The following is a 24727-nucleotide window of genomic DNA, read 5'->3' on the forward strand; positions in this document are numbered from 1 at the left end:
ATCAGGATGATTATTTGAGGTATTCACCCGTACGCAGCGCATCAATACGCTTATCGAGCGGAGGATGAGACATGAACATTTCGCTGAGCGACTTCGATTTACCATTAATGCAAAATGCCATCATACTGCCGGCTTCCTGCGGCTCGTAGCTGGTTTTCAAGCGTTGAAGCGCCGCAATCATTTTCTCACGACCAACCAGTCTGGCTGACCCGGCGTCCGCATGAAACTCGCGGTAACGAGAGAACCACATCGTAATAATGCTGGCCAGAATACCAAACACCAGTTCAAGAACCATAGAAATAGCCATATAAACCAGTGGGTTGCCGTTACCACTTTCCTCGTTGTCATCACGGTTGCCAGAGAGAAAACTGGTTGCGATTTGTGCAATAATACGCGAGATGAAGATAACGAAGGTGTTCACCACCCCTTGTACCAGCGTCATAGTTACCATATCGCCATTCGCAATATGACTAATTTCATGAGCAATAACCGCCTCTGCTTCATCACGGCTCATACTTTGCAGTAGCCCGGTGCTGACAGCAACAAGTGAACTGTCACGACGAGCGCCTGTAGCAAATGCATTAATATCAGGAGCGTGATAAATCGCGACCTGCGGCATGGCAATGCCTACTTGCTGTGATTGCATGCGCACAGTATCTAACAGCCAGCGTTCGGTTTCATTACGCGGTTGCTCAATCACCTCACCGCCGACGGAACGCAACGCCATCCACTTCGACATCAGCAGTGAAACAATTGAACCACCAAAGCCAAACAAACCAGCCATGATAATTAAGCCCATCATGCTGTTGTGCTGAACTCCGGTCAGGCTGAGCACCAGCCCGAATACCAACATAACGGCCAGGTTGGTGAGCAGGAAAAGCGCGATACGCATCATATGATTAAGATTTCCTCTTTCAGCAAAAGCAATCAACGTAATTGCAACATCCACATCGTATGGATTGCATTACCATTTTCAAGCCCTCATAACCTCCACGTTACTAAATTAACACAACTTTACACTTTTTATCATGCAAGGCACGCCAACTGCCGCCCTCATCAAACGGTGTAACCGTTAATATTTAAACATTGATGAGCAACGCCTATAAAAAGCTAATCAGTCCGGTGAGAAAAATTGCACTCGAGGCAGCGGTTATGTCATTAGATAATAATTAATGTAACAGCTATTGGCTTATCTGCATCATGTCACGCAGACACAAAAAGTGGCAGGTTTGGTCAACACATAATGAGCCAGCGGCCATGAGCAAAACATCCATGTGCTCAACGCGTAGGGCCGCATCATTAGCGCTTCTAATGCGGGCTATAAATTTAATGTTCGTCGTTATCGTTCAAACCCAATAATTGTTCAAACTCGCTTGCTGGCATAGGACGGCCAAACAGATACCCCTGAGCCTGCTCACACCCTTTGTTGAGTAACCGCTCGCATTGTTCTTGTGTTTCGACACCTTCAGCGATCACATCCAGGTCAAAACTTTTTCCCAGATACAAGATTGCCCGAACAATCGCCGCATCCGGTGCTGACTCGCACATTGCCCGAACAAAGGTCTGATCAATTTTCAGCCGGGTAACCGGGTAGTGTTTCAGCATACTGAGCGAAGCATAACCTGTACCATAGTCATCAAATGCAATTCCCACACCATTGCTGCGCAACTCATTGAGCGGTTTCATCATATTCTCATCATGCCGCAGAATGATGTTCTCTGTAATTTCCAGCTCCAGTGCGCTGGGTGATAATCCGGTTTGAGTCAGTACATCCTGAATTTTTTGCGCCAACATGCCCGATCGGAACTGAGCGGCAAACAGATTGATACTGATACGAAAATTCGTCGCGCCCGCTTTGCACCACTTCGCTGCCTGTTGACAGGCAGAGCGCACCACCCAATCACCGATACGTTCAGCCCAAGGGCCGCGTTCCAGAGCAAACATAAAGGCCGCCGGCCCCAGCAAACCTTTATAAGGATGACGCCAGCGTAACAACGCTTCTGCGCCAACAACTTTGCTATTAATCAGGCTCACCTGAGGCTGATAAAACACTTCGAACTCTTCTTGTTCGTAAGCACGAATAAATTCCAGTTGGAAAGCATGACGCGCCTGGAACACTTCCCGGAGTTCACGAGTAAAAAAGCGATAGCAGTTACGGCCATCGGCTTTTGCCTGATATAACGCCAGATCCGCACTAGTTAGCAAATCCTGTACCGTTATTCCATGTGCGGGATACATCACCAGGCCGATACTGGCACTGGTATTAATTTGCTTATCGCCGACCAATACGGCCTGCGAAACATCATGAATGATTTTTTCAGCCAGCCTCGCAACCCGCTCTTCGCTATCCTGTTTGGGTAACAGTATGGCAAATTCGTCCCCGCCCATCCGGGCAACCATATCACCTGCACCGACATTAGCCTGCAAGCGCTTTGCCACACTGGCCAGAATTTCATCACCACTGGAATGACCAAGGCTGTCGTTAATATCCTTAAAGCCATCCAAATCAATTGCCATGATGGCCGTGGGTTCGCCACTTTTCAGAAGCTGTTCAAGCGTGGAGGTTAGCAGGGTTCGGTTCGCAAGGCCCGTCAGCGGGTCACGATGTGCTTGTAAGAACAAACGTTCTTCGTATCGCTGCCTTTCCGTGATATCACGCAAAATAATCCCATAACGTGTCTGGTTATTATCTTGCCACATCGACACCGTTAACTCGGTGGATATCAGCGTACCTAGCATGGTCCTGGTTTCCAGTTCGATAGAACTTCCCTTGAACATCGCCGTTTTATCGGTTGCCAGATGATGTAACTGCACCACAAACATATCGGGCACAATGATACTGATATGCTCTCCTACGATTTGCTCGCGGGTGTACTCAAGCATTTTCTCTGCTGATTCATTCCAGAAGGTGATAGTGCCTTTGTCATTAACGCATAAGATAGCGTCCGGCGAGGACTCAGCAATACTTTCGAAACGTGACTGGCTGGCACGGCGAGCGAGCGCCAAACGCCGCATTTCCAGCTTATCCATGACCAGTGCTGCAAAATCTTGCAAATTGTGGGCATCACGGGCGCTCAACGATGCCCGTGGCTTATTGTCAATAATACAAAGCGTACCTATCGGAAAACCGCTTGGTGTACGCAGTGGAATCCCCGCATAAAAACGGATATTAGGCTCGCCAGTTACCAGCGGATTATCTTTAAAACGCGGATCCTTACGTGCATCAGGGATGACCATGATGCGTTTTTTGAGGATAGCATGCGAGCAGAACGATTCGTCTCGTGAGGTTTCACAGACTGACAAACCAACGCTGGCTGCAAACAACTGCCGTTCGGCTTCCACCAGTGAGATCAGCACAATAGGAACGTTGAAAACGTTGGCCGCCAGATTGATCAGACTATCGAAGCCGGGATCAGACAGGGGTTTGCTGATGCCATACTCGCTCAATGCAGCCAGTCGGCTTTTCTCATCTTTATTGGCTGGGGCTCGACTCATGGGGATTCCCCTCACATTATCCATTGTTTTTTCTGTCAGAAAAAATTGTAGCCGGTTGTCGTGATGCACTTACCGTAACTTTTCACGCAAAAAAAATCATCGACGAATAAAATCCATCGATCTCTTTCGATTAAATTTAAAACGATAACGGGCTACTATCCCTCTTTGCTCAGTCTCTTCCCCACTTCAGGGACTACATCTTTATCATGCAAATTATCGGGTAGCATCAACAGAATAGCAAAATGCGGGCAAGGAGGAAGACCTGAAACCAAGATTTTCCATGTTTCCCTAATTTTTATCAGGAATACAGTCACTGATAAGTGGTTAATTATCTTAATAGATCGTTATTCCCAATCATCAAAGCAAAGTTGATAACCTATTACTATAAAATTGTTCTTCCGCTCGCTATTTTATAACCAATAGTTCAGTAAGATTTTTTAATAACAGTTAAAAAACTTTTCTTTAATGCAGAAAAACTGTTTAAACCCAAATAACAGTTAACTTATCTGTATTATATCAATCGATAATCTCGTCTTAATCCGGCGATGAATTTATCAGCATCGCAGACATAACCGAGCCATGCCTTAATTGTTCCATGCAGTAACACTCAACATCCCGACGCTAATGGCGTATTCATGATGAGCGAAGTAAAAATAGTATAAAAAGACAAAACGGCAAGACGAGGTATGGGGTTCTGGCATTGACGATTGAGAAGAGAGTCGCAGAGCCCCAGGTATGCAGCTCGCGAAGGGATGGGTAAAACAAACCTCATGGTATGAAGCAACACCATGAGGTTTCAGGGCAAACAATCGTTACATGTTGCTGATGATGTCCTGGGCAAACTCACTACATTTACGCAGTGTTGCTCCGTCCATCAGGCGTTCAAAGTCATAGGTCACGGTTTTGTTTTTAATCGCGCCTTCCATGCCTTTGACTATCAAATCAGCAGCTTCAAACCATTGCAGGTGACGCAGCATCATTTCAGCAGACAGGATAACTGAACCAGGGTTCACCTTATCCTGGCCTGCGTATTTTGGCGCAGTGCCATGGGTGGCCTCAAACAGGGCACACTCATCACCAATGTTGGCACCAGGGGCGATACCAATACCACCTACCTGTGCAGCCAGTGCATCGGAGATGTAATCACCATTCAGGTTCATACAGGCAATAACATCATACTCGGCCGGGCGCAGCAGAATCTGCTGCAAGAAGGCATCAGCAATCACATCTTTAACAATGATGTCTTTGCCCGTATTCGGGTTCTTGATGTTCACCCACGGCCCGCCGTCAATCAGTTCACCACCAAACTCTTCACGCGCCAACTGGTATCCCCAGTCTTTGAACGCGCCTTCGGTGAACTTCATGATATTGCCTTTGTGCACCAGCGTAACGGAATCGCGATCGTTTGTGATAGCGTATTCGATAGCCGCACGCACCAGACGCTTCGTGCCTTCTTCAGAGCAAGGCTTGATACCGATACCACATTGCTGTGGGAAACGGATTTTCTTCACGCCCATTTCATCTTGCAGGAACTTGATGACTTTATCGGCTTCCGGTGAGCCCGCTTTCCATTCGATACCGGCATAGATATCTTCAGCATTTTCACGGAAGATAACCATATCCGTCAGCTCAGGCTGTTTCACCGGGCTTGGCGTGCCTTCATAATAACGAACCGGGCGTAAGCACACATACAAGTCCAGTTGCTGACGCAAAGCCACGTTCAAAGAGCGGATGCCGCCGCCGACTGGCGTCGTCAATGGGCCTTTGATAGCAACACGGTATTCACGAATAAGATCCAGCGTTTCATCCGGCAGCCAGACATCCTGACCATACACCTGAGTTGATTTTTCACCGGTGTAAATTTCCATCCAGGAAATGTTGCGCTTGCCCTGATAGGCTTTGTTCACTGCGGCATCCACGACCTTAATCATGGCAGGCGTCACGTCAACACCGATACCATCACCTTCAATGAACGGAATGATCGGATTATCCGGCACAACCAGTTTGCCTTGCGCATCAACCGTGATCTTCTGCCCTTCTGCCGGTACAACTACTTTACTTTCCATTAACCTCTCCTTCGAGCGCCATTTTTGTTAATGACTTGTAAGATGCGTGTCAATACTACTTGAATATTTAGCCTGAGCCAATCATAAACCATTTCGAGTATAATGGTTTTGTCATTCACAGCCAGTAATAACATGAATAAATTCCCTGTTAAAAATCACCGACTTAAACGATTCAGCTCTCGCCCCACAAAAAACCGATCCGTAACGGCGGCAAAAGTATGCATCGTGTTGTTCAATAAACCTTTCGATGTACTTTCCCAGTTTACCGATGAAACCGGGCGCACCACGCTGAAAGACTATGTACCTTTTCGTCACATCTACGCTGCCGGACGTTTAGATCGCGATAGTGAAGGATTGATGATCCTGACCAATGACGGGCCGCTGCAAGCGCGATTGACTCAACCCGGCCGTAAAACCGCCAAAATTTACTACGCACAGGTAGAAGGTGTTCCCGATGAGGAAGCGCTACACGCCTTCCGTTCCGGGCTGGTACTTAATGATGGGCCGACACTGCCTGCCGGTGTTGAACTTGTCGATGAACCCGCCTGGATATGGCCACGTCAGCCACCGATTCGTGAACGAAAGAACATTCCGGTGAGTTGGCTGAAAATTACACTTCATGAAGGCCGTAACCGCCAGGTACGACGTATGACGGCCCATATTGGTTACCCCACTTTACGCCTGATTCGTTACAGTATGGCCAATCAAACGCTGGAAGGGCTCAAGCCCGGCGAATGGAGAGAGATAGAAAATGTTTAAACCGCATGTGACCGTCGCCTGTGTGGTGCAGGCAGAAGGCCATTTTCTGGTGGTTGAAGAAGAGATTAACCACCGTCGTTTATGGAATCAGCCCGCAGGTCATCTCGAAGCCGATGAGACATTATTACAGGCCGCACAGCGGGAACTGTTTGAAGAAACCGGTCTGCGCCTGACACCACAGAGCTTTCTTCAGCTACACCAGTGGATAGCCCCCGACAAGACGCCGTTTTTGCGTTTCAGCTTCGTTATCGACCTGCCCGAACGGCTGCCCACCACGCCACACGACAGTGACATTATCTGCTGTCATTGGTTAACGCCTGAAGAAATTCTGCAAGCCGACTGCCTGCGTTCCCCCCTGGTTGCCGCCAGTCTGAGGTGTTACCAGCAGGGCCAACGCTATCCATTAGCGATTCTGGCTGCGTTCAACTGGCCTTTTCCCGATCCAGCCTGACCGGTTTTCAGGCCAACACAAGGGGCGGTGATGCGCGCGCGTGGCAATTATGCTACCCTGCTACGCCTGTTTTTTGCTCTAACACGCTTTACACCACATCATTACGTTCGCGAGATATCCATGTCAGATAACAGCCAGAAAAAAGTCATTGTCGGCATGTCCGGCGGTGTGGATTCATCAGTATCCGCTTACCTGTTGCAACAGCAAGGGTATCAGGTTGAAGGCCTGTTTATGAAAAACTGGGAGGAAGATGACGACACGGAGTATTGTTCTGCCGCCACCGACCTCGCAGATGCACAGGCTGTCTGCGACAAACTGGGTATTGAGCTACATACCGTTAACTTCGCTGCTGAATACTGGGACAATGTATTTGAACATTTCCTGGCGGAATACCGCGCGGGTCGCACGCCAAACCCGGATATTCTGTGCAATAAGGAAATCAAGTTTAAAGCATTTCTGGAGTTCGCGGCTGAGGATCTGGGCGCAGACTATATTGCCACCGGGCATTATGTACGCCGCCACGATGTGCAAGGGAAAAGCCGCCTGTTGCGCGGTATGGATAGCAACAAAGACCAGAGCTATTTTTTGTACACCCTGAGTCATCAGCAACTGGCGCAGAGCCTGTTTCCGGTGGGAGAACTGGAGAAACCGCAAGTACGGGCGATTGCAGAACACCTCGATCTGGCGACCGCGCGCAAAAAGGACTCAACCGGCATCTGCTTTATCGGCGAGCGTAAATTCCGCGATTTTCTGGCCCGCTATCTGCCCGCCCAGCCGGGCCCGATTCTATCGGTCGATGACAGCAAGGTCATGGGGCAACATCAGGGGTTGATGTACCACACGCTGGGTCAGCGTAAGGGGCTGGGAATTGGTGGCGTGAAAGAAGGCGGGGACGATCCGTGGTACGTGGTCGATAAAGATGTTGCCAATAACATACTGTATGTGGCGCAAGGCCACGAGCACCCTCGCCTGATGTCCACCGGTTTAATAGCACAACAATTGCACTGGGTAGATCGCATGCCGCTGACCAGCCCGCTGCGTTGCACAGTCAAAACCCGTTACCGTCAGGCCGATATCCCTTGTACTATCACGCCGCTTGATGAAGACCGCATTGACGTCCGTTTTGACGCGCCAGTCGCGGCTGTTACTCCAGGCCAGTCAGCGGTCTTTTATTTAGATGAGGTCTGTCTTGGTGGCGGTATCATTGAAGAACGCCTGAGCGCATCGCTGTAATGCGAAAACAATAACAACCCGCCCCTGTGCCATCCGGCGTCACTGCTCATTTTCAAGGGTGTGATGTTTTGATGCGGGTCTGGCTTAATGTGAGCACAGCATGCGTCAGCACGTCGAGAGTTGTCGCCATCAGCGCCTATTACCGTCGATTTTACACCACAGGCCGGTTTTTACCGGCCTTATGCTGGGTTCATCACTGTTTTTATGGCATCATCGGCCATCTTTATATGGTGTGGATACGCAATGGCGGAGAACTCGTCAGCCCGCTATTTTTTGTGCGGTGAACCTGCCCCTCTTTCCCGCTTTCACGCCCAGCCAGATGATGTCGACAGGAGCTATTGTGGCTAAAAACTATGATGAAATTACGCTGGCTATGGCGGGTGTCTGCCAGTCTGCTCAGTTAGTGCAACAGTTGGCTCATCAGGGGAATTGCAATACGGATGCGCTGGCAACCTCACTGCAAAGCATCCTGAATATCAATCCAGCCAATACGCTGGATGTTTTTGGCAATAGCGAAGGAAATCTGAAAATCGGTCTGGAAACGTTGCTAGGCATCCTGAACTCATCCCGTGAAGGTCTTGGTGCCGAATTATCGCGTTATACCTTCAGCCTGATGGTGCTTGAGCGACGTTTGCACAATAACCGTGATGCCCTCAACGAACTGGGTTCTCGTATCAGCCAGTTAGATCGCCAGCTCGAACATTATGACTTGTTATCCGATACCTTTATTAATGTACTGGCAGGGATTTATGTGGATGTAATCAGCAAGCTCGGCCCACGTATACAAGTAACCGGGGCACAAGAGGTGCTGAAAAACGCCCACATTCAGGCCAAAGTCCGGGCGGTACTGCTGGCAGGCATTCGTGCTGCGGTGCTCTGGCAACAGGTTGGCGGCAGCCGCCTGCAACTGATGTTCTCCCGCAGCAAGCTGGTGCGCCACGCACAAGACATGCTGTCCCGTTGCCATGCCTGATCGGCATGGCACTGTTCCCGCTGGCGGCAACCGCTTATTCCGGTTCAGCCGCCATCGTGAGATAATGCCATGACTATGACATTCTTTTTCGAACACAATCCCAGGAGTTGCTTGCGATGGAATTATCCTCACTGACCGCCGTTTCCCCCATTGATGGACGCTACGGCGATAAAGTCAGCATGTTGCGCGCTATTTTCAGCGAATACGGCTTGCTGAAATTTCGCGTGCAGGTTGAAGTACGTTGGCTGCAAAAACTGGCCGCCTGTGCAGAAATCAAGGAAGTTCCTGCTTTTGATGCTGACGCAAACGCTTTCCTTGACAAGATCGTCGCTGAATTCAACGAAGAAGACGCGGCACGCATCAAAACCATTGAGCGCACCACCAACCATGATGTCAAAGCGGTGGAGTATTTTCTCAAGGAAAAAGTCGCTGCCCTGCCCGCCTTACAGGCGGTGAGCGAATTTATCCATTTCGCCTGTACATCTGAAGACATTAACAACCTGTCACACGCATTGATGCTCGAAACAGCGCGCCGCGACGTTGTTTTACCGTTCTGGCGCAATATTATTGATGCCATCAAACACCTGTCACAGCAATACCGTGATATTCCGCTGCTGTCCCGTACCCACGGACAACCGGCGACACCGTCCACCATCGGAAAAGAGTTCGCTAACGTCGTCTACCGCATGGAGCGCCAGTTCCGTCAGTTACAGAACGTCGAGATTCTGGGCAAGATCAACGGTGCGGTGGGGAACTATAACGCCCATATGGTGGCTTATCCGGCAGTTGACTGGCACCAGTTCAGCGAAAGCTTTGTCACCTCGCTGGGCATTCAGTGGAACCCGTACACCACGCAGATTGAACCGCACGACTACATTGCCGAACTGTTTGACTGCATCGCCCGGTTTAATACCATCCTGCTTGATTTCGACCGTGATGTTTGGGGCTATGTCGCACTGAACCACTTCAAACAAAAAACCATTGCCGGCGAAATCGGCTCGTCGACCATGCCGCATAAAGTCAACCCGATAGACTTCGAAAACTCTGAGGGTAATCTCGGCTTGTCGAACGCAGTTCTGGCCCATCTGGCGAGTAAACTGCCGGTATCGCGCTGGCAGCGTGATTTAACTGACTCAACAGTACTGCGCAATCTCGGCGTGGGCGTAGGGTATGCGGTCATTGCTTATCAGGCCACGCTAAAAGGCATCAGCAAACTGGAAGTCAACCGTGACCATCTGCTTGATGAGCTGGACAACAACTGGGAAGTGCTGGCTGAACCTATCCAGACCGTAATGCGCCGCTATGGCATCGAAAAGCCGTATGAAAAACTGAAAGAGTTGACCCGCGGTAAGCGTGTGGATGCCGAAGGGATGAAAGCGTTTATTGATAGCCTGGCACTGCCGGATGATGAAAAGGTTCGCCTGAAAGCCCTCACGCCGGCTAACTATATTGGCCGGGCCATTAAAATGGTTGACGAACTTTAATCTCAACCTGCCGGGCGGTTAACCCTCAACCGCCCGGACTATTTCCTGCCTTGCTGTTTAGCCCCAGTTGAAACCCACTGTGGATAATGCTGACGACCCCGCCGATAATAGTGTATTGACTTAGGTTTGCCCCTCCACGAAACCTATGACCGAGGAAAACGTCATGCGCATTCTTGTTGTTGAAGATAATGTTCTGCTACGCCATCACCTGACTGTGCAGCTCAATGAAATGGGGCATCAGGTTGATGCGGCGGCAGAGGCGAAGGAGGCCGACTACTTCCTGCAGGAGCATGCGCCCGATATCGCGATTGTCGATCTGGGATTGCCACAGGAAGACGGCACCAGCCTTATCCGCCGCTGGCGCGCACATCAAATCAAACTGCCGATTCTGGTACTGACAGCCAGAGAAAGCTGGCAGGAAAAAGTTGCCGTACTGGAAGCCGGTGCCGATGATTACGTCACCAAGCCATTCCACATTGAAGAAGTCATTGCGCGGATGCAGGCACTGATGCGCCGCAACAGTGGGCTGGCGTCTCAAATTATCAGCCTGCCGCCGTTCGAAGTGGATCTGTCGCGGCGTGAGTTATTGGTCAACAGCGAGCCGGTAAAACTGACGGCGTTTGAGTACACCATTATCGAAACGCTTATCCGCAATAATGGCAAGGTGGTGAGCAAAGAGTCATTGATGCTGCAACTCTACCCGATGGCCGAATTGCGTGAAAGTCATACGATTGATGTACTGATGGGGCGCTTGCGCAAAAAGCTCCAGGCAGCGGATTCTCATGATGTGATTACCACCGTTCGCGGCCAGGGATATCGTTTTGATGTTTAGCCACCACAGCCGCTACATGACACAAGGGTAATTCAGGGTGAAAAAGGCTCCTCCTCTTTCACTGCGCTTTCGCTTTTTGATTGCGACAGCAGCCGTTGTGCTGGCATTAACGCTCTCTTACGGCATTGTTGCCGTGGTCGGTTACAGTGTCAGTTTTGATAAAACGTCATTTCGCCTGTTACGGGGTGAAAGCAACCTGGTTTACAGCCTCGCCCAGTGGCGCGAAAACCAGCTCACCATTGCCACGCCGCCAGAAATCGACATCAATTACCCGACGCTGGTGTTTATTTATGATAAAAACGGCAAGTTATTATGGCGTGAACGGGCCGTGCCGGAACTGGAATCACAGATAAAACCCGAGTGGCTTGAGAAAACGGATTACCACGAGCTGGATGCGGACAGCACTATCAGCAATGCGGTATGCAAGGCAGTACCCCTCAAATGCTTGATAAGCTGCACGCCTATAGTTCGCGAAGACAAAACACCGTTTACCCACTCTATTGCAGTTGAATGTGTACCCGAATCAGAGCGCCTGCCACAAATGGTTATCGTCGTGGTAGACCGAATACCTCAGGAACTACAGCAAGCCGACATTGTCTGGGAGTGGTTTCGCTACGTGTTTATCGCGCATCTGGTACTGGTTCTGCCACTATTGTGGCTGGCTGCGCACTGCGCCCTATCAAGGATTAGTACACAGATCAGTGAACTCGAACAGGGTTCACGCGAGCACCTCAACGAATACCCACCGCAGGAGCTCAACAGCCTGGTACGCAACCTCAATACCCTGCTCAGTAATGAGCGCCAGCGCTATCATAAATACCGCACGACTTTGACTGACCTCACACACAGCCTGAAAACGCCGCTGGCGGTGCTACAGACCACGCTGCGCTCGCTGCGTAGCGGTAAAGAGTTAACCATTGAGCAGGCCGAACCGATTATGCTGACGCAATTAGCCGCATTTCACAGCAAATTGCTATTACCTGCATCGAGCCAGTGTAACGATCACCTGAGCATGATACGTGAAGTCCATTCCGTACCCGCCCAGCTTGATGCGTTGTGCTCTGCGCTAAACAAAGTGTATCAGCGTAAAGGCGTGGTACTGACCATGGACATTGCCCCCGAGCTGACGTTTATTGGCGAGAAAAATGATTTCATGGAAGTGATGGGCAATATTCTGGATAACGCGTGTAAATACTGCCTTGAATTTGTCGAAATCAGCGCCCTGTATTCCGGGCAAAAACTGCATTTGATTATTGAAGATGATGGGCCCGGCATCCCTGACAGCAAGCGGGAAGTTATTTTTCAGCGGGGACAACGCGCCGATACCCTGCGCCCCGGCCAGGGTATCGGCCTGGCCGTCGCCGCAGAGATTATCGAACAGTATCAAGGGGAAATCGTCATCGGCAGCAGTCAGCTCAAGGTGGAAGCTATTTTCGGCCTACAGCATCTTGGGCAGAGTGAGGGCTGAATCGTCATCACACAAAGACGCGATATGATGGTCATTACCTGAACGCCGATGCCTGCAAATGCACAAGCGGTGCTGCCACGACTTGGTTATAATCGCCGCCAGCCTCTCGTTACCGGAAACTCGCTATGGACTACCAACTCAATCTCGACTGGCCTGATTTTATGGCCCGCCACTGGCAAAAACGCCCGGTGGTCATCAAAGGTGGATTTCGCGCTTTCATTGACCCGATAAGCCCCGACGAACTGGCCGGGCTGGCGATGGAAAACGAGGTGGACAGCCGGCTGGTCAGCCATCTGGACGGGCGCTGGAATGTCAGCCACGGCCCGTTCGACAGCTTCGACCATTTGGGCGAGAGCAACTGGTCACTGCTGGTACAGGCAGTCGATCACTGGCATGAACCCTCAGCCGCGCTGATGCACCCTTTCCGCCAGTTGCCTGACTGGCGTATTGACGATTTGATGATTTCGTTTTCCGTGCCCGGTGGGGGTGTCGGCCCCCATCTGGATCAATACGATGTTTATTATTCAGGGACAGGTCGCCGCCGCTGGCGAGTCGGTGACAAAATCCCGATAAAGCAGCACTGCCCGCACCCGGATTTACTACAGGTTGAGCCGTTCGAGGCCATCATTGATGAAGAGCTGGAGCCGGGCGATATTCTCTACATTCCCCCGGCGTTTCCCCATGAAGGCTACTCGCTGGAAAACTCGCTCAATTATTCTGTCGGTTTTCGCGCACCCAGTGCCCGCGAGCTGGTCAGTGGTTTTGCCGATAACGTGCTGGCACGCGAGATGGGTGGGCAGCGCTACAGTGACCCTGACATCGTCCCTCGCTCGCATCCTGCCGACATTTTGCCGCAGGAGCTGGATAATCTGCATCAATTGATGCTGGACTTAGTGCAGGATAAAGCAGCCTTTGGCCAGTGGTTCGGCGAGTTTATCTCTCAGTCACGCCATGAACTGGATTTAGCACCGCCACAGCCACCCTACCAGCCAGGCGAACTTTATGAACTGCTGCAACAAGGTGAAACACTGTGCCGTCTTGGTGGCTTGCGCGTCTTGCGTATTGGTGATGACTGTTTTGTTAACGGCGAGCGGCTCGGCAGCCAGCAACCACAGGCCATGAACGCGCTGGCACAGTATGAAGAACTGGGGGCCGGGCTGTTAGGTGCCGCACTGGACGACCCCTCGTTTCTCGCCCAGTTAACAGCGTTGGTCAATAGCGGTTACTGGTACTTTGCCGACTGAACCACGCTAGCGCCAGACCGGAAATCGCGCGGTCAAACCGCATAACGGCCAGAACACCGCCGCACATGATGCTTCATGTTTAGCCCGTGCTCAGGGAAAAGCGAGATATCAGCCTCTCCCTGAGCACGTCTGCGACAATATTCCAAAGGCTTTATCAGGCTTTTGCCGCTACCGTGTTATGGCGGGCCTGCTGGTCTCTGGCTCGTACCGCGGTGAGCTCAGCAATACGCATAATCACCGACACCGCGCTTTCCATCCCTTCGTGCGTCACAAACTCATGTTTACCGTGCGCATTATATCCGCCGGTAAACAAATTCGGGCAAGGCAGCCCCTGAAACGAGAGCTGTGCACCATCGGTGCCGCCACGGATTGGCTGCATCACCGGCGTAATACCGCAATCCCGCATCGCCTGTTGCGCCAGGGCAATGACATGCGGATGCTGTTCTACCTGATCGCGCATATTGTAATAACTATCCGTTATCGTTACCTCGATATAGCAATCAGGATGTAATCCCTTGCCAACCTTCTCCGCAATGTTTAACAACGTTTTCTTCCGTTGTTCAAAACCCTCACGCTCAAAATCACGAATGCTGTAGTGTAACTCCGCGCGCTCCACCGTCCCTTTGGCGCTGTGCAGATGGTAAAAGCCCTGATACCCCTCGGTATGCTCCGGCACTTCCTCAGCCGGAATACGGGTGGCCAGTGATAATGCATTGACCATCACCCCTTTGGCCGCGCCGGGGTGAACATTGTTTCCCACGATTTTTACCACGACCGAGGCGGCATTGAAGTTCTCATACTCCAGCTCACCCACGCCCCCGCCATCCACGGTATACGCCCACTCAGCATTAAACGCTGCCACATCAAAGTGTTGAGCGCCTTTACCTACCTCTTCATCCGGCGTGAAAGCGAGACGGATATCACCATGCGGGATCTGCCGTTTCTTTAACCGAACAAGCGCAGTGATTATCTCAGCGATACCCGCTTTACCATCTGCTCCCAGCAGCGTTTTACCCTCGGTTGTAATCAGTGTCTGCCCCAGCAAATGATGCAGCACCGGAAACATCACCGGCGAGAGCACTTCATCGCCCACGCCCAGAGCAATATCGCCCCCGCGATAGTTCTCCACAATCTGCGGATTAACGTGTTTACCGCTAAAATCGGGCGACGTATCCATATGGGCAATAAACCCGATGGCTGGAACCGGCCAGGCCACATTGGCGGGCAAAGAGGCCACGCAGCCATGTTTACTGAGCGTCACCTGAGTAAAACCCAGTTCGGTCAATTCCTGCTGTAGCGCTTGCGCCAGCTTCATCTGCCCTTCGGTACTGGGCACTTGCCTGACCCCGGCTTTAGACTGGGTATCAAACGCAACGTAATTCAAAAAACGATCGAGTAATTTTTCCATCATCCCCCTCAGATGGACCCTGTGTTTCATTATGTAGAGGGTATAAACACCAGTTATTGCGTCAGGTCAGTTTTTATTGGGTTTCAGCGCAGGGCATTTTCGATAAGGCTTGCCACAACCCGCACGCGGCAAACGCTACCCCGGAATGCACCATAAATTATTCGCCACAATGACTTAACACATCATTAGCATTACGACAGGACGCAGAAGCCGGGCTACCTTAACGAGCCATGCGCCTGCGTATGTAAGATGAAAGACTCAGGAGAAAACAGGGCGGCGACACATGGCAAATCACAGGCCCTGGCCGCGGATAGGGCATCCCCACACGCATTAATCAGCCGGTGAACCGACCGAGGCCCCAAACCGGGGGCTACAGCCATTCATAATACTGCCCCAGGCGTTTATCACAGCCACAGCAGCCACCACATTTCGGTGCAGCCTCACCCTCATGAAAACAGACTTTGCCTTTTTGCACCCAGACTGCCAGCATCGCTTGCGCCACACCGGGTTCGACCTTAAACGCCTGGCTGACTTCACTGAGCGACACCTTTTTCCGTTCTCGGACAAAATCACGCAGTTCCAGTAACGTCATGGCTCCTCCTCTGCGGGGCGGGCGGGCCGCCCCGTTGTTGTCGTTTTACCGCATCAGCGTTTCACTTCACCGATAACCACGCGTTGACGCCGCAGCCCATTGTGCCGCAGCATCAGCACTGTCAGCGCCCAACACCCGCTAATGCACAGGATGAATACAGCGGATGCTCGGCAAAACGCCCTATCTGATAGACAACGACCGCCGTGCTATAGCCCACCTGAATAGTCCAGCCAGCGCAAAATAGCGTCCAGGCCGTCCCCACTTCACGCCAGATGGCCGAAACCGCCGCCACACAAGGCACATACAGCAGGTAACTGAAGGCTCCCAGTTGCCCGTCAAATAACTGACTGATAACGGTCAGCGATGAGAATTTGTTGTCTTTCGCCACGCTAGCGGTATCGCTCAAATCCCCGACGTTAATACCCAGCGGGTTAAGCACTGCCCCCCCCAGCTTGCCCAGATTTTCAGGGATCGTCGCCAGCGCGTCTTGCACACTGCCTATCAGGCTGAAGGTTTTTTCCTCCGCTTTAGCCCGCCCCTCTTGTGATGCTGCCATCGCGCCATAAAGCGAATCCAGCGTACCGACCACCGCTTCCTTGGCAAAAATCCCGGTGAACACACCGACAGCCGCAGGCCAGTTTTCCTGACGAATACCAAGCGGTTTGAATACCGGAACTATCGCCTGCCCGACGGCTGATAACACCGACTTCTGCGTGTTCTGGTTGCCAAATGAGCCGTCCGTTCCCATGGAATTGAGGAAACCCAGCACCGTCACCACCACCACAATCAGCCGCCCGGCGCGCAGCAAGAAGCCCTTCAACCGCTCCCAGGTACGAATCAGCACACTGCGCAGACTGGGTAAGTGATAGGGTGGGATCTCCATAACAAACGCCGACGCTTCCCCTTTCAGGGCTGTGTTTTTCAGCAAGAACCCCGTGGCGATGGCGGCAGCGATACCGACCAGATACAAGCCAAATACCAGATTCTGCCCGCCTTCGACAAACAGCGCCGAGGCAAACAGCACATAGACCGGCAGGCGCGCCCCGCAAGACATAAACGGTGCCATCATCACAGTGACAACCCGGTCACTGTGGCGCTCCATGGTACGGGTTGCCATCACCGCTGGCACATTACAGCCGAAGCCGACAATCAGCGGCACGAACGCCTTACCCGGCAGACCGATGCTGCGCATGAACCTGTCCATGACAAATGCTGCACGCGCCATGTAACCGGAATCCTCCAGCCAGGACAAAAACAGATACAAACAGCCGATCACCGGAATAAATGTCGATACCGTCTGGATACCGCCCCCGACACCGTCTGCCAGCAGCGTTTTCAGCCATTCGGGAACATTCAGCGCCAGCAACAGCTCGCCAAACCCTTCCACCAGCAGGGCACCAAACAGCTTGTCAAAAAAGTCGGTAAACGCACTGCCGATATTGATGGTGAAGACGAACATCAAATACATCACCAGCAAAAAGATAGGGATACCCAAAAAACGGTGCAGTACGATACGGTCGATTTTATCCGTCATGGTGGCCGAGGCTTCACCACGGCGGGTAATCACCGCACGAGCGACTGCGGCGACAAACTGATAACGCGCATCCGCCAGAAAGATGTCCAGCTCATCATCATAATGCGCAACCAGCCGGGCAATCTGCTCATCAGCCATCTTCAGTGACTCGGCACTGAGTTGGTTGCGCACCGTCACATCCCCTTCCAGCAATTGCAGCGCCAGCCAGTGCGGATTGCGGATAACCGGTGCGCCAGCCAGTTGTGCGGCCACCAGTTGTCTGGCCATCGCCTGAGCCGCCTGACTGAGTGGTTCATCATAAGGAATAGACACGCTGGGGAGTACAGGCTGTGCCAGTGCCGACTGACAAACCTGCAACAAATCATCGATGCCTTTTTTCTGGCTGGCAGTAATCGCCACCACCGGGCAGCCCAATCGTTGGGACAGGCCATGAATATCAATATCGAGCTTACGGGCAGCCGCAATGTCCATCATGTTGACGGCCACGACCATCGGCACATTCATATCCAGCAGTTGCGCCGTCAGGTACAAATTACGTTCCAGATTCGCCGCATCAACAATGTTCAGCACCAGCCCGGCTTCACCAGACAAAATATAATCCCGAGCTACCCGCTCATCTTCGGAGCTTTCTGACGACGGGTTAAGTGAATACACTCCCGGTAAATCCACCAGCGTTATCTGTTGCTGCTGGTAGCGGTAGCTGCCCACTTTTTTCTCTACCGTGACACCCGGCCAGTTACCGACCGTTTGTTTGCCACCGGTCAGGACGTTAAATAACGTCGTTTTGCCACAGTTCGGGTTGCCCACCACCCCAATAACGGATTGCGTACTCATAAAAAATCCTTACTCGCCTGGATTAACATTTTTCCAGAATCAAAATCTGTGCTTCGCCTTTGCGCACGCTGATTGATGCGCCACGCAAACGTAACTCTATCGGATCCCCCAATGGCGCAACACGGGCGACAGAAAACTCCACGCCCGGTGTCACGCCAAGCGCTAACAGGCGCTTGCGGTAGTCTGCCGATCCTTTCTGAAACCCTAAAACACGCCACTGTGTGCCAACTGCCAATGCTTCCAGCGTCATTGCTGCCTCACCTCTGCCACTGTTTTTATGCCGGCGCGCGCTTACTGATCCGATTGCGCGTGCACCCATACCTGTTTGCCCATTTCCCAGTTGATCGCCACGCGGCTATCGCCCGCCGCCAGCATCAAAGGTTGATTGGCGTCACGCTGGATAACGCGAACTTGCCCGCCGACACGAATACCCAGTTCGGTCAGCCGCTGTTGATGCTCGCCGCCTGAGCGGATACGCGCGACAACCGCATTCACGTTAAGCGGGAGATCAAGCAACGTTTGCAGACTCAGAGCCATACCCTATTCCTTCACTGATTGTGCGCATGAGCGCATCAAAGCAAGTAATAACGATTATCAATCATATTACTATCGGCAACCTGTCCCTTGACGCATGTCAAGGGAGATGAAGATAAAGGCAGTGTCTGAGCACGGGGAAATAGCGTTATCCCCTGCCGGGCAGCAGAAAAAGAGTGGAAACAACAAGAATGGATGCGAAAACAACAGGATAATGCAAAAGCAGCATCGCGGGCAGGCGCTCAGGGCAGGCAGGCCTGACGCCTGCTGCCCTGAGCGTAAAAACGTCAGGCATAGCGGGAATAAGAGAGATCCTGATATTCAATATCCGGCTCGTTGCCGGAAAGAATATCCGCCAGCAACCGACCGGAGCCGCAGCCCATCGTCCAGCCCAGCGTGCCATGCCCGGTATTGAGATAGAGATTTTTTAACGGTGAACGCCCAACCAGCGGTGTGCCGTCCGGGGTCATCGGGCGTAAACCGGTCCAGAACGTTGCCTGCTCAATTGGCCCGCATTCGGGATACAAATCGCGCACCACCCTTTCCAGCGTGGCGCGGCGTTTTAGGTTAAGGGACAGATCAAAACCGGCAATTTCGGCCATCCCCCCAACCCGAATTCGCTTATCAAAGCGGGTGATGGCCACTTTGTAAGTTTCATCAAGCACGGTTGAGACCGGCGCATCGGCATCACTGGTCAGCGGGATAGTCAGCGAATAACCTTTTAACGGGTAGACCGGAATATCAAACCACGTTTCCAGTAAGCCACGGGAATAGGAGCCACACGCCATCACATAAGCGTCGGCGGTGATTTTCTCCCCCTGACAGTACACCGCATTGACCGCATCCGCACTGACATCCAGGTGTTGCACCTGCGTGTTGAAGCGAAAGACAACCCCCGCCTGCTGCGCCATTTTCGCCAACTGTTGGGTAAAAAGCTGGCAATCGCCGGTTTCATCATGGGGCAGACGCAGCCCCCCGGCCAGTTTATCACGCACCCGCGCCAGCGCCGGCTCCACCGTTGCCAGTTGCGCGGCCTCCAGCAGCTCATAAGGCACACCGGCGTCTTTTAGTACGGCGATATCCCGATAGGCATTCTCATATTGCTGGCGGGTGCGAAACAGTTGCAGTGTTCCCCCCTGACGGCCTTCGTACGCGATGCCGGTTTCAGCACGCAGCGCCTGCAAACAATCGCGGCTGTATTCGGCCAGCCTCACCATACGGGCTTTATTGACACGATAGTGGGCGCTGTCGCAGTTCAGTAGCATCTGCCACATCCAGCGTAACTGGGTGGCGGTGAAGTCAGGGCGAATCGCCAACGGTGCGTGGCGCTGAAACAGCCACTTAACGGCTTTAAGCGGGATCCCGGGCGCAGCCCAGGGGGCTGAGTAACCGGGTGAAATTTGCCCGGCGTTGGCCGCACTGGTTTCCTGAGCCACCTCGGCCTGGCGATCAATCACGGTGACGTCATGTCCGGCGCAGGCCAAATACCAGGCAGTACTGACGCCGATAATACCACTCCCTAAAACAACCACCTTCATTATCGCTGTTCTCCCCTGTTTTCCCGTCAATACCGCGAAATATGCTGCATAATAGCTTGAACACCAAAATAAAAGACTACTCTATCATGCGGCATTGAATTGTCATCTGTTGCAGATATAGCTTTTATTTATTATGAGATGACTGACACAGCAACGTAGGATAAACGCAGGTAACAGGCGGCTTTCGCCACCGCGCATTGAGGCCTCTGCGAGCGAAAAGCGCCATCCAAGCTACCGATTTCACACCACTTTTCCCAAAGTAAGCTACGATTAACTATGTCGTCGCAATGAGGTGGCGGCAGTCATAAGTAAGGGGTGCGCTGATGGTGATATCGACTGATGAGCGGGTAACAAACCCACAACGCCTGAGTGACGGACCAGACTGGACGTTCGATCTGTTGCACATTTATCTGGATGAAATTAATCGCGTCGCGAAGCACTACCGACTGGATACGTATCCTCACCAGATTGAGGTGATCACCTCTGAGCAGATGATGGATGCCTATTCCAGTATCGGCATGCCGATTAATTACGCCCACTGGTCATTTGGCAAAAAATTCATTGAAACCGAGCAGCGCTATAAGCATGGTCAGCAGGGGCTGGCCTATGAGATTGTGATTAACTCCAATCCGTGTATCGCTTATTTGATGGAAGAGAACACCATGCCGATGCAGGCACTGGTGATGGCTCATGCCTGCTACGGGCATAACTCGTTTTTCAAAGGTAACTACCTGTTTCGCAGTTGGACGGATGCCAGCTCTATCGTTGATTATCTGCTGTTTGCCCGCCAGTACATTGCCCAATGTGAAGAGCGGCACGGCGTAGTCGAGGTAGAGAAGCTGCTCGACTCCTGTCATGCGCTGATGAACTACGGCGTAGATCGTTATAAACGCCCGCAAAAAATCTCACTGGAAGAGGAGAAACTGCGTCAGAAGAGCCGTGAGGCTTACCTGCAAAGCCAGGTCAATGAGCTCTGGCGTACACTGCCTCGCCGCGAGCAGGAAATGTCACCGGAAAAAGCACGCCGCTTCCCGCTGGAGCCACAGGAAAACCTGCTCTATTTCATGGAAAAAAACGCACCGCTGTTAGAGCCGTGGCAGCGAGAAATACTGCGTATTGTGCGTAAAATCAGCCAGTATTTTTACCCGCAAAAACAGACTCAGGTCATGAACGAAGGGTGGGCGACATTCTGGCACTACACGATTTTGAATCACCTGTATGACGAAGGTAAGTTAACCGATCGTTTTATGCTGGAGTTTCTGCACAGCCACACCAATGTGGTCTACCAGCCGCCCTACAACAGCCCCTATTACAACGGCATAAACCCCTATGCGCTGGGATTCGCGATGTTTCAGGACATCAAACGGATTTGTCAGCAACCAACCGAGGAAGATCGCTACTGGTTCCCCGATATTGCTGGTAAAGACTGGCTCGATACCTTGCACTTTGCCATGCAAAACTTCAAAGATGAAAGCTTTATCAGCCAGTTTTTATCTCCCAAGGTGATGCGAGACTTCCGGCTCTTCACCGTGCTGGATGACGATCGCAACAACTATCTGGAAATCGCGGCCATTCATGATGAAAAAGGCTATCGCAAAATTCGCCAGGAGCTCTCTGCACAATACAACCTCAGCCAGATAGAACCGAATATTCAGGTCTGGAATGTGGATTTACGCGGGAACCGCTCACTGACACTGCGCTATGTGCCACAAAATCGTGCGCCGCTGGATAAAAGCAGCCATGAGGTGATGAAACACGTTTATCGCCTGTGGGGGTTTGATGTCACACTCGAACAGGTCAATGATGATGGCAGTACAGAACTGATCGATCGCTGCCCGCCACGTAATAATACGCTGTAATCACCGATCCTGGTGGCGTTACCTGTTGACGCCGCCTTCACCCTGACACGTAAAAGATAAGCATAAAAAAACGGGTTGCACTCCGGCTTCCCGTTCCTATGCGATGTTCTGACGGAGAAAGCCCCTTAACCCCGGCCTTCCGCTAAATCACGCGGGATGGCGTTTTGCATGCTGTGCCACAGCGCCCCGCTCTCTTTACCATACTGGCGTACGGCATCAGGCACCTGCTCATACAAACCGTCGCGGCTTAACGATGCCAGACGTTGATAAAACGCCTGTGCAGTCTTACGGGCTTCCTGATTGGAGAAGTAATAACGCCCCACCCGAATATACAGTCCCTTAAGACCATTGATGATAAGCCCGTAAATAGGATTACCCGAGGCAAATGCCAGCCCGCGGAAAATATTGTAATCCAGCTCGGCATACGCATCAGTTGCATCAGAAACTGATTCAGCCAATTTAAGTATCTCAACGCATTTAGCCGGATGCAGGCGAATAGCCGTGCGGATAAAAATGCCAGAGATATTGGTACGCACCGCCAGCAGGTTGTCAATTAACTGCGGCACGCTGTCGTGATCAAGACGCGCCAGCGTCTCAAGAATATTCAGCCCGGATGTCTCCCAAAAGTTATTGATTTTGGTCGGTTTTCCATGCTGAATCGTTAGCCAGCCATCACGGGACAGACGCTGCAACACCTCACGCAAGGTTGTGCGTGTCACCCCAATGAGTTCTGAAAGCTCTCGTTCTGCGGGCAGAATAGAGCCAGGAGGAAAACGATTATTCCATATACTTTCAATAATATATTCTTCCGCGAATCCCGCCGGACTTTGCGCCTTTATAACCATAAGTTTATATTCCGTAGCGATGTTAACTAGTGAAAGTCAACATCATCATACCAAACGACCCCTACATCACATAGCATAGCAGGACCTGAAAATCTCAATTCGACATAAAAACTGTGACTAAAGACAATTCCTGTCAGACAAACGCAAATATATACGGTGTCTCACGATAAATTCCTCCAGGCATATCGACATTGTTAAAATAAATTAATATTAACGCAGAAAATATTACCTACTAACGATCCCGAATTATCCCTTCATTCATTTTCTGACGTCGCGTAAACACCGGCAGCCAAAACGGCATCACCACAGGCACCACGCCCCGCTTGCCACCCCGGCATGTCATATCCACGACCGTCTTGTCTGCGAACATCCGCGTTTATCCACTGCCAAAATGACTTTACTGAGCGCTATTTTCACTGGCATGACCAGTCAAGATCAAGTAGGTCATCACCATGACGATGATATTGAAGTTTTGTTCGTGAAAATGTCATCTCGCCGTTCTGATTTTTAGTAAATGGTTATGACAATACGGCTCCGACATCGTCTCATTTTCTTTATCCTAATCAGAAACAGGGATTTTCCGTTTGACGCGATTGTTATGCAACATGCTTTATTGCATAACAGGGGCAACGCACCGCCAGTAATAACGCAATATAATGATTTATCTTATGGTTATTTATCGGGTCGTTTTAGCCCAACGCAGATAAACCCGCCCCGGCAGACGGGAGAATCTCCGCCTGTCAGCACGCATCGAATATCACCCGCCGTTGATGAATCAAACAGGCATAACCCAACGTAAATCGTGTATAGTAGAGGCGGATTTTGTCACAGGCTGGCAGTCCCGCAGACGACGCGTTAAAAACAACAGGGTATTTGTTAACACAGCAGAATCTCCGCACAGGCAGTATGCACCTTCTGCCAGTGTGCAACAGATATCTGGGAGACGGTCAGTTCATCCCACTCAGAGATTCAATGAGGGCAGTGAGCACGGTTATCACTGCCCATACTATCGTTTTTAGCATGGAATATTTTTTATGTTGCGATTTTTGAACCGTTGCTCCCGTGGCCGGGGTGCCTGGCTTCTGATGGCGTTTACCGCATTGATCTTTGAATTGGTCGCGCTCTATTTTCAGTACGTCATGAACCTCAAACCCTGTGTATTGTGCATCTATCAACGTACCGCGCTTTATGGTGTCATGCTGGCTGGTCTGGTCGGTGCGATGGCTCCGGCAAGCATACTGCGCTATGCCGCCATCGGGCTTTGGATCTACAGTGCCTGGGAAGGGCTGGCGCTGGCAATCAAGCACACGAATATCCAGTTGCATCCTTCGCCGTTTGTCACCTGCGACTTTTTTGCCAGCTTTCCGTCCTGGTTGCCGTTAGATAAATGGCTGCCCGCTATTTTTACAGCCACTGGCGATTGCGCCGAGCGGCAATGGAGCTTCATGAAGCTTGAGATGCCTCAGTGGATGATTGTTATCTTCGGGGCTTATCTGCTGGTTGCCGCACTGGTTCTGATTGCCCAGCCGTTTCGCCCGAAACGTCGTGATCTGTTTGGCCGTTAAGCATTTAGTCGCT

The 24727-nt window shown here is 51.5% G+C and carries 20 protein-coding genes; 10 read left to right on the forward strand and 10 right to left on the reverse strand.

What is annotated here, in order from left to right; all coding sequences use genetic code 11:
- Nucleotides 1-10 precede the first annotated feature (10 nt).
- The 3 genes from htpX to icd form a co-directional block, all read right to left on the reverse strand.
- Nucleotides 11-895, reverse strand: a complete 885-nt coding sequence (gene htpX / locus DAQ1742_RS11285; RefSeq protein WP_035341580.1) for a protease HtpX — start codon at nucleotides 893-895, stop codon at nucleotides 11-13.
- Nucleotides 896-1326: 431 nt separating this feature from the next.
- Nucleotides 1327-3495, reverse strand: a complete 2169-nt coding sequence (locus DAQ1742_RS11290) for a sensor domain-containing phosphodiesterase (protein ID WP_035341578.1) — start codon at nucleotides 3493-3495, stop codon at nucleotides 1327-1329.
- A gap of 812 nt (nucleotides 3496-4307) precedes the next feature.
- Nucleotides 4308-5561 carry an NADP-dependent isocitrate dehydrogenase gene (icd, locus tag DAQ1742_RS11295; protein ID WP_035341576.1) on the reverse strand — a complete coding sequence of 418 codons (1254 nt, stop codon included), beginning with the start codon at nucleotides 5559-5561 and terminating at the stop codon, nucleotides 4308-4310.
- Between the two features lie 102 nt (nucleotides 5562-5663).
- Here icd and rluE point away from each other — a divergent pair, with 102 nt between their 5' ends.
- The 8 genes from rluE to DAQ1742_RS11335 all read left to right on the forward strand — a co-directional run bounded on the left by rluE (nucleotide 5664) and on the right by DAQ1742_RS11335 (nucleotide 14005).
- A complete protein-coding gene (gene rluE / locus DAQ1742_RS11300) occupies nucleotides 5664-6320 on the forward strand; it encodes a 23S rRNA pseudouridine(2457) synthase RluE (protein ID WP_035341574.1) in 657 nt (218 codons plus the stop codon).
- Entirely contained in the window at nucleotides 6313-6771 is a 459-nt protein-coding gene (locus DAQ1742_RS11305) for an NUDIX hydrolase (RefSeq protein ID WP_035341572.1), read from the forward strand. Before rluE ends, DAQ1742_RS11305 begins: the two co-directional genes overlap by 8 nt.
- A 120-nt stretch (nucleotides 6772-6891) precedes the next feature.
- On the forward strand, nucleotides 6892-8004 hold the full coding sequence (gene mnmA, locus DAQ1742_RS11310) for a tRNA 2-thiouridine(34) synthase MnmA (protein WP_035345932.1): 1113 nt from the start codon (nucleotides 6892-6894) through the stop codon (nucleotides 8002-8004).
- A gap of 340 nt (nucleotides 8005-8344) precedes the next feature.
- Complete coding sequence (hflD, locus tag DAQ1742_RS11315; RefSeq protein WP_035341570.1) at nucleotides 8345-8977, forward strand: high frequency lysogenization protein HflD; 633 nt, start codon at nucleotides 8345-8347, stop codon at nucleotides 8975-8977.
- A 116-nt stretch (nucleotides 8978-9093) separates the two neighbouring features.
- On the forward strand, nucleotides 9094-10461 hold the full coding sequence (gene purB / locus DAQ1742_RS11320; protein ID WP_035341568.1) for an adenylosuccinate lyase: 1368 nt from the start codon (nucleotides 9094-9096) through the stop codon (nucleotides 10459-10461).
- 163 nt (nucleotides 10462-10624) lie between these two features.
- Nucleotides 10625-11293 carry a two-component system response regulator PhoP gene (phoP, locus tag DAQ1742_RS11325; protein WP_180706117.1) on the forward strand — a complete coding sequence of 223 codons (669 nt, stop codon included), beginning with the start codon at nucleotides 10625-10627 and terminating at the stop codon, nucleotides 11291-11293.
- A gap of 37 nt (nucleotides 11294-11330) precedes the next feature.
- Nucleotides 11331-12761, forward strand: coding sequence for a two-component system sensor histidine kinase PhoQ (gene phoQ / locus DAQ1742_RS11330; protein ID WP_180706118.1), 1431 nt, complete (start codon nucleotides 11331-11333; stop codon nucleotides 12759-12761).
- Between the two features lie 125 nt (nucleotides 12762-12886).
- Nucleotides 12887-14005, forward strand: coding sequence for a ribosomal protein uL16 3-hydroxylase (locus DAQ1742_RS11335; RefSeq protein ID WP_180706119.1), 1119 nt, complete (start codon nucleotides 12887-12889; stop codon nucleotides 14003-14005).
- 154 nt (nucleotides 14006-14159) lie between these two features.
- Here the strand turns inward: DAQ1742_RS11335 and pepT are convergent, their stop codons facing one another.
- From pepT to DAQ1742_RS11365, 6 genes are all read right to left on the reverse strand, one after another.
- Complete coding sequence (gene pepT, locus DAQ1742_RS11340) at nucleotides 14160-15413, reverse strand: peptidase T (RefSeq protein ID WP_180706332.1); 1254 nt, start codon at nucleotides 15411-15413, stop codon at nucleotides 14160-14162.
- A 370-nt stretch (nucleotides 15414-15783) separates the two neighbouring features.
- The gene (locus tag DAQ1742_RS11345) at nucleotides 15784-16005 is read right to left on the reverse strand and encodes a FeoC-like transcriptional regulator (protein WP_035341561.1); all 222 of its coding nucleotides are present in this window, start codon (nucleotides 16003-16005) and stop codon (nucleotides 15784-15786) included.
- A 121-nt stretch (nucleotides 16006-16126) separates the two neighbouring features.
- Nucleotides 16127-18373 (reverse strand): Fe(2+) transporter permease subunit FeoB, encoded by a 2247-nt coding sequence (gene feoB / locus DAQ1742_RS11350; protein ID WP_232046455.1) that lies wholly within the window; start codon nucleotides 18371-18373, stop codon nucleotides 16127-16129.
- A 22-nt stretch (nucleotides 18374-18395) separates the two neighbouring features.
- The gene (locus tag DAQ1742_RS11355; RefSeq protein WP_035341557.1) at nucleotides 18396-18623 is read right to left on the reverse strand and encodes a FeoA family protein; all 228 of its coding nucleotides are present in this window, start codon (nucleotides 18621-18623) and stop codon (nucleotides 18396-18398) included.
- 41 nt (nucleotides 18624-18664) lie between these two features.
- Nucleotides 18665-18910 carry a FeoA family protein gene (locus DAQ1742_RS11360; protein WP_035341555.1) on the reverse strand — a complete coding sequence of 82 codons (246 nt, stop codon included), beginning with the start codon at nucleotides 18908-18910 and terminating at the stop codon, nucleotides 18665-18667.
- Between the two features lie 284 nt (nucleotides 18911-19194).
- Nucleotides 19195-20445 carry a D-amino acid dehydrogenase gene (locus DAQ1742_RS11365; protein WP_035341553.1) on the reverse strand — a complete coding sequence of 417 codons (1251 nt, stop codon included), beginning with the start codon at nucleotides 20443-20445 and terminating at the stop codon, nucleotides 19195-19197.
- A gap of 323 nt (nucleotides 20446-20768) precedes the next feature.
- Here DAQ1742_RS11365 and DAQ1742_RS11370 point away from each other — a divergent pair, with 323 nt between their 5' ends.
- Nucleotides 20769-22304: a SpoVR family protein gene (locus DAQ1742_RS11370; RefSeq protein ID WP_035341550.1), complete on the forward strand. Its 1536-nt coding sequence runs from the start codon at nucleotides 20769-20771 to the stop codon at nucleotides 22302-22304.
- Nucleotides 22305-22429: 125 nt separating this feature from the next.
- Here DAQ1742_RS11370 and fadR read toward each other — a convergent pair whose 3' ends face one another.
- Nucleotides 22430-23149: a fatty acid metabolism transcriptional regulator FadR gene (gene fadR, locus DAQ1742_RS11375; RefSeq protein WP_035341548.1), complete on the reverse strand. Its 720-nt coding sequence runs from the start codon at nucleotides 23147-23149 to the stop codon at nucleotides 22430-22432.
- Nucleotides 23150-24183: 1034 nt separating this feature from the next.
- Here fadR and dsbB point away from each other — a divergent pair.
- A complete protein-coding gene (gene dsbB / locus DAQ1742_RS11380; RefSeq protein ID WP_035341546.1) occupies nucleotides 24184-24714 on the forward strand; it encodes a disulfide bond formation protein DsbB in 531 nt (176 codons plus the stop codon).
- Nucleotides 24715-24727 lie beyond the last annotated feature (13 nt).

It is taken from the genome of Dickeya aquatica (assembly GCF_900095885.1).
Classification (GTDB): domain Bacteria; phylum Pseudomonadota; class Gammaproteobacteria; order Enterobacterales; family Enterobacteriaceae; genus Dickeya; species Dickeya aquatica.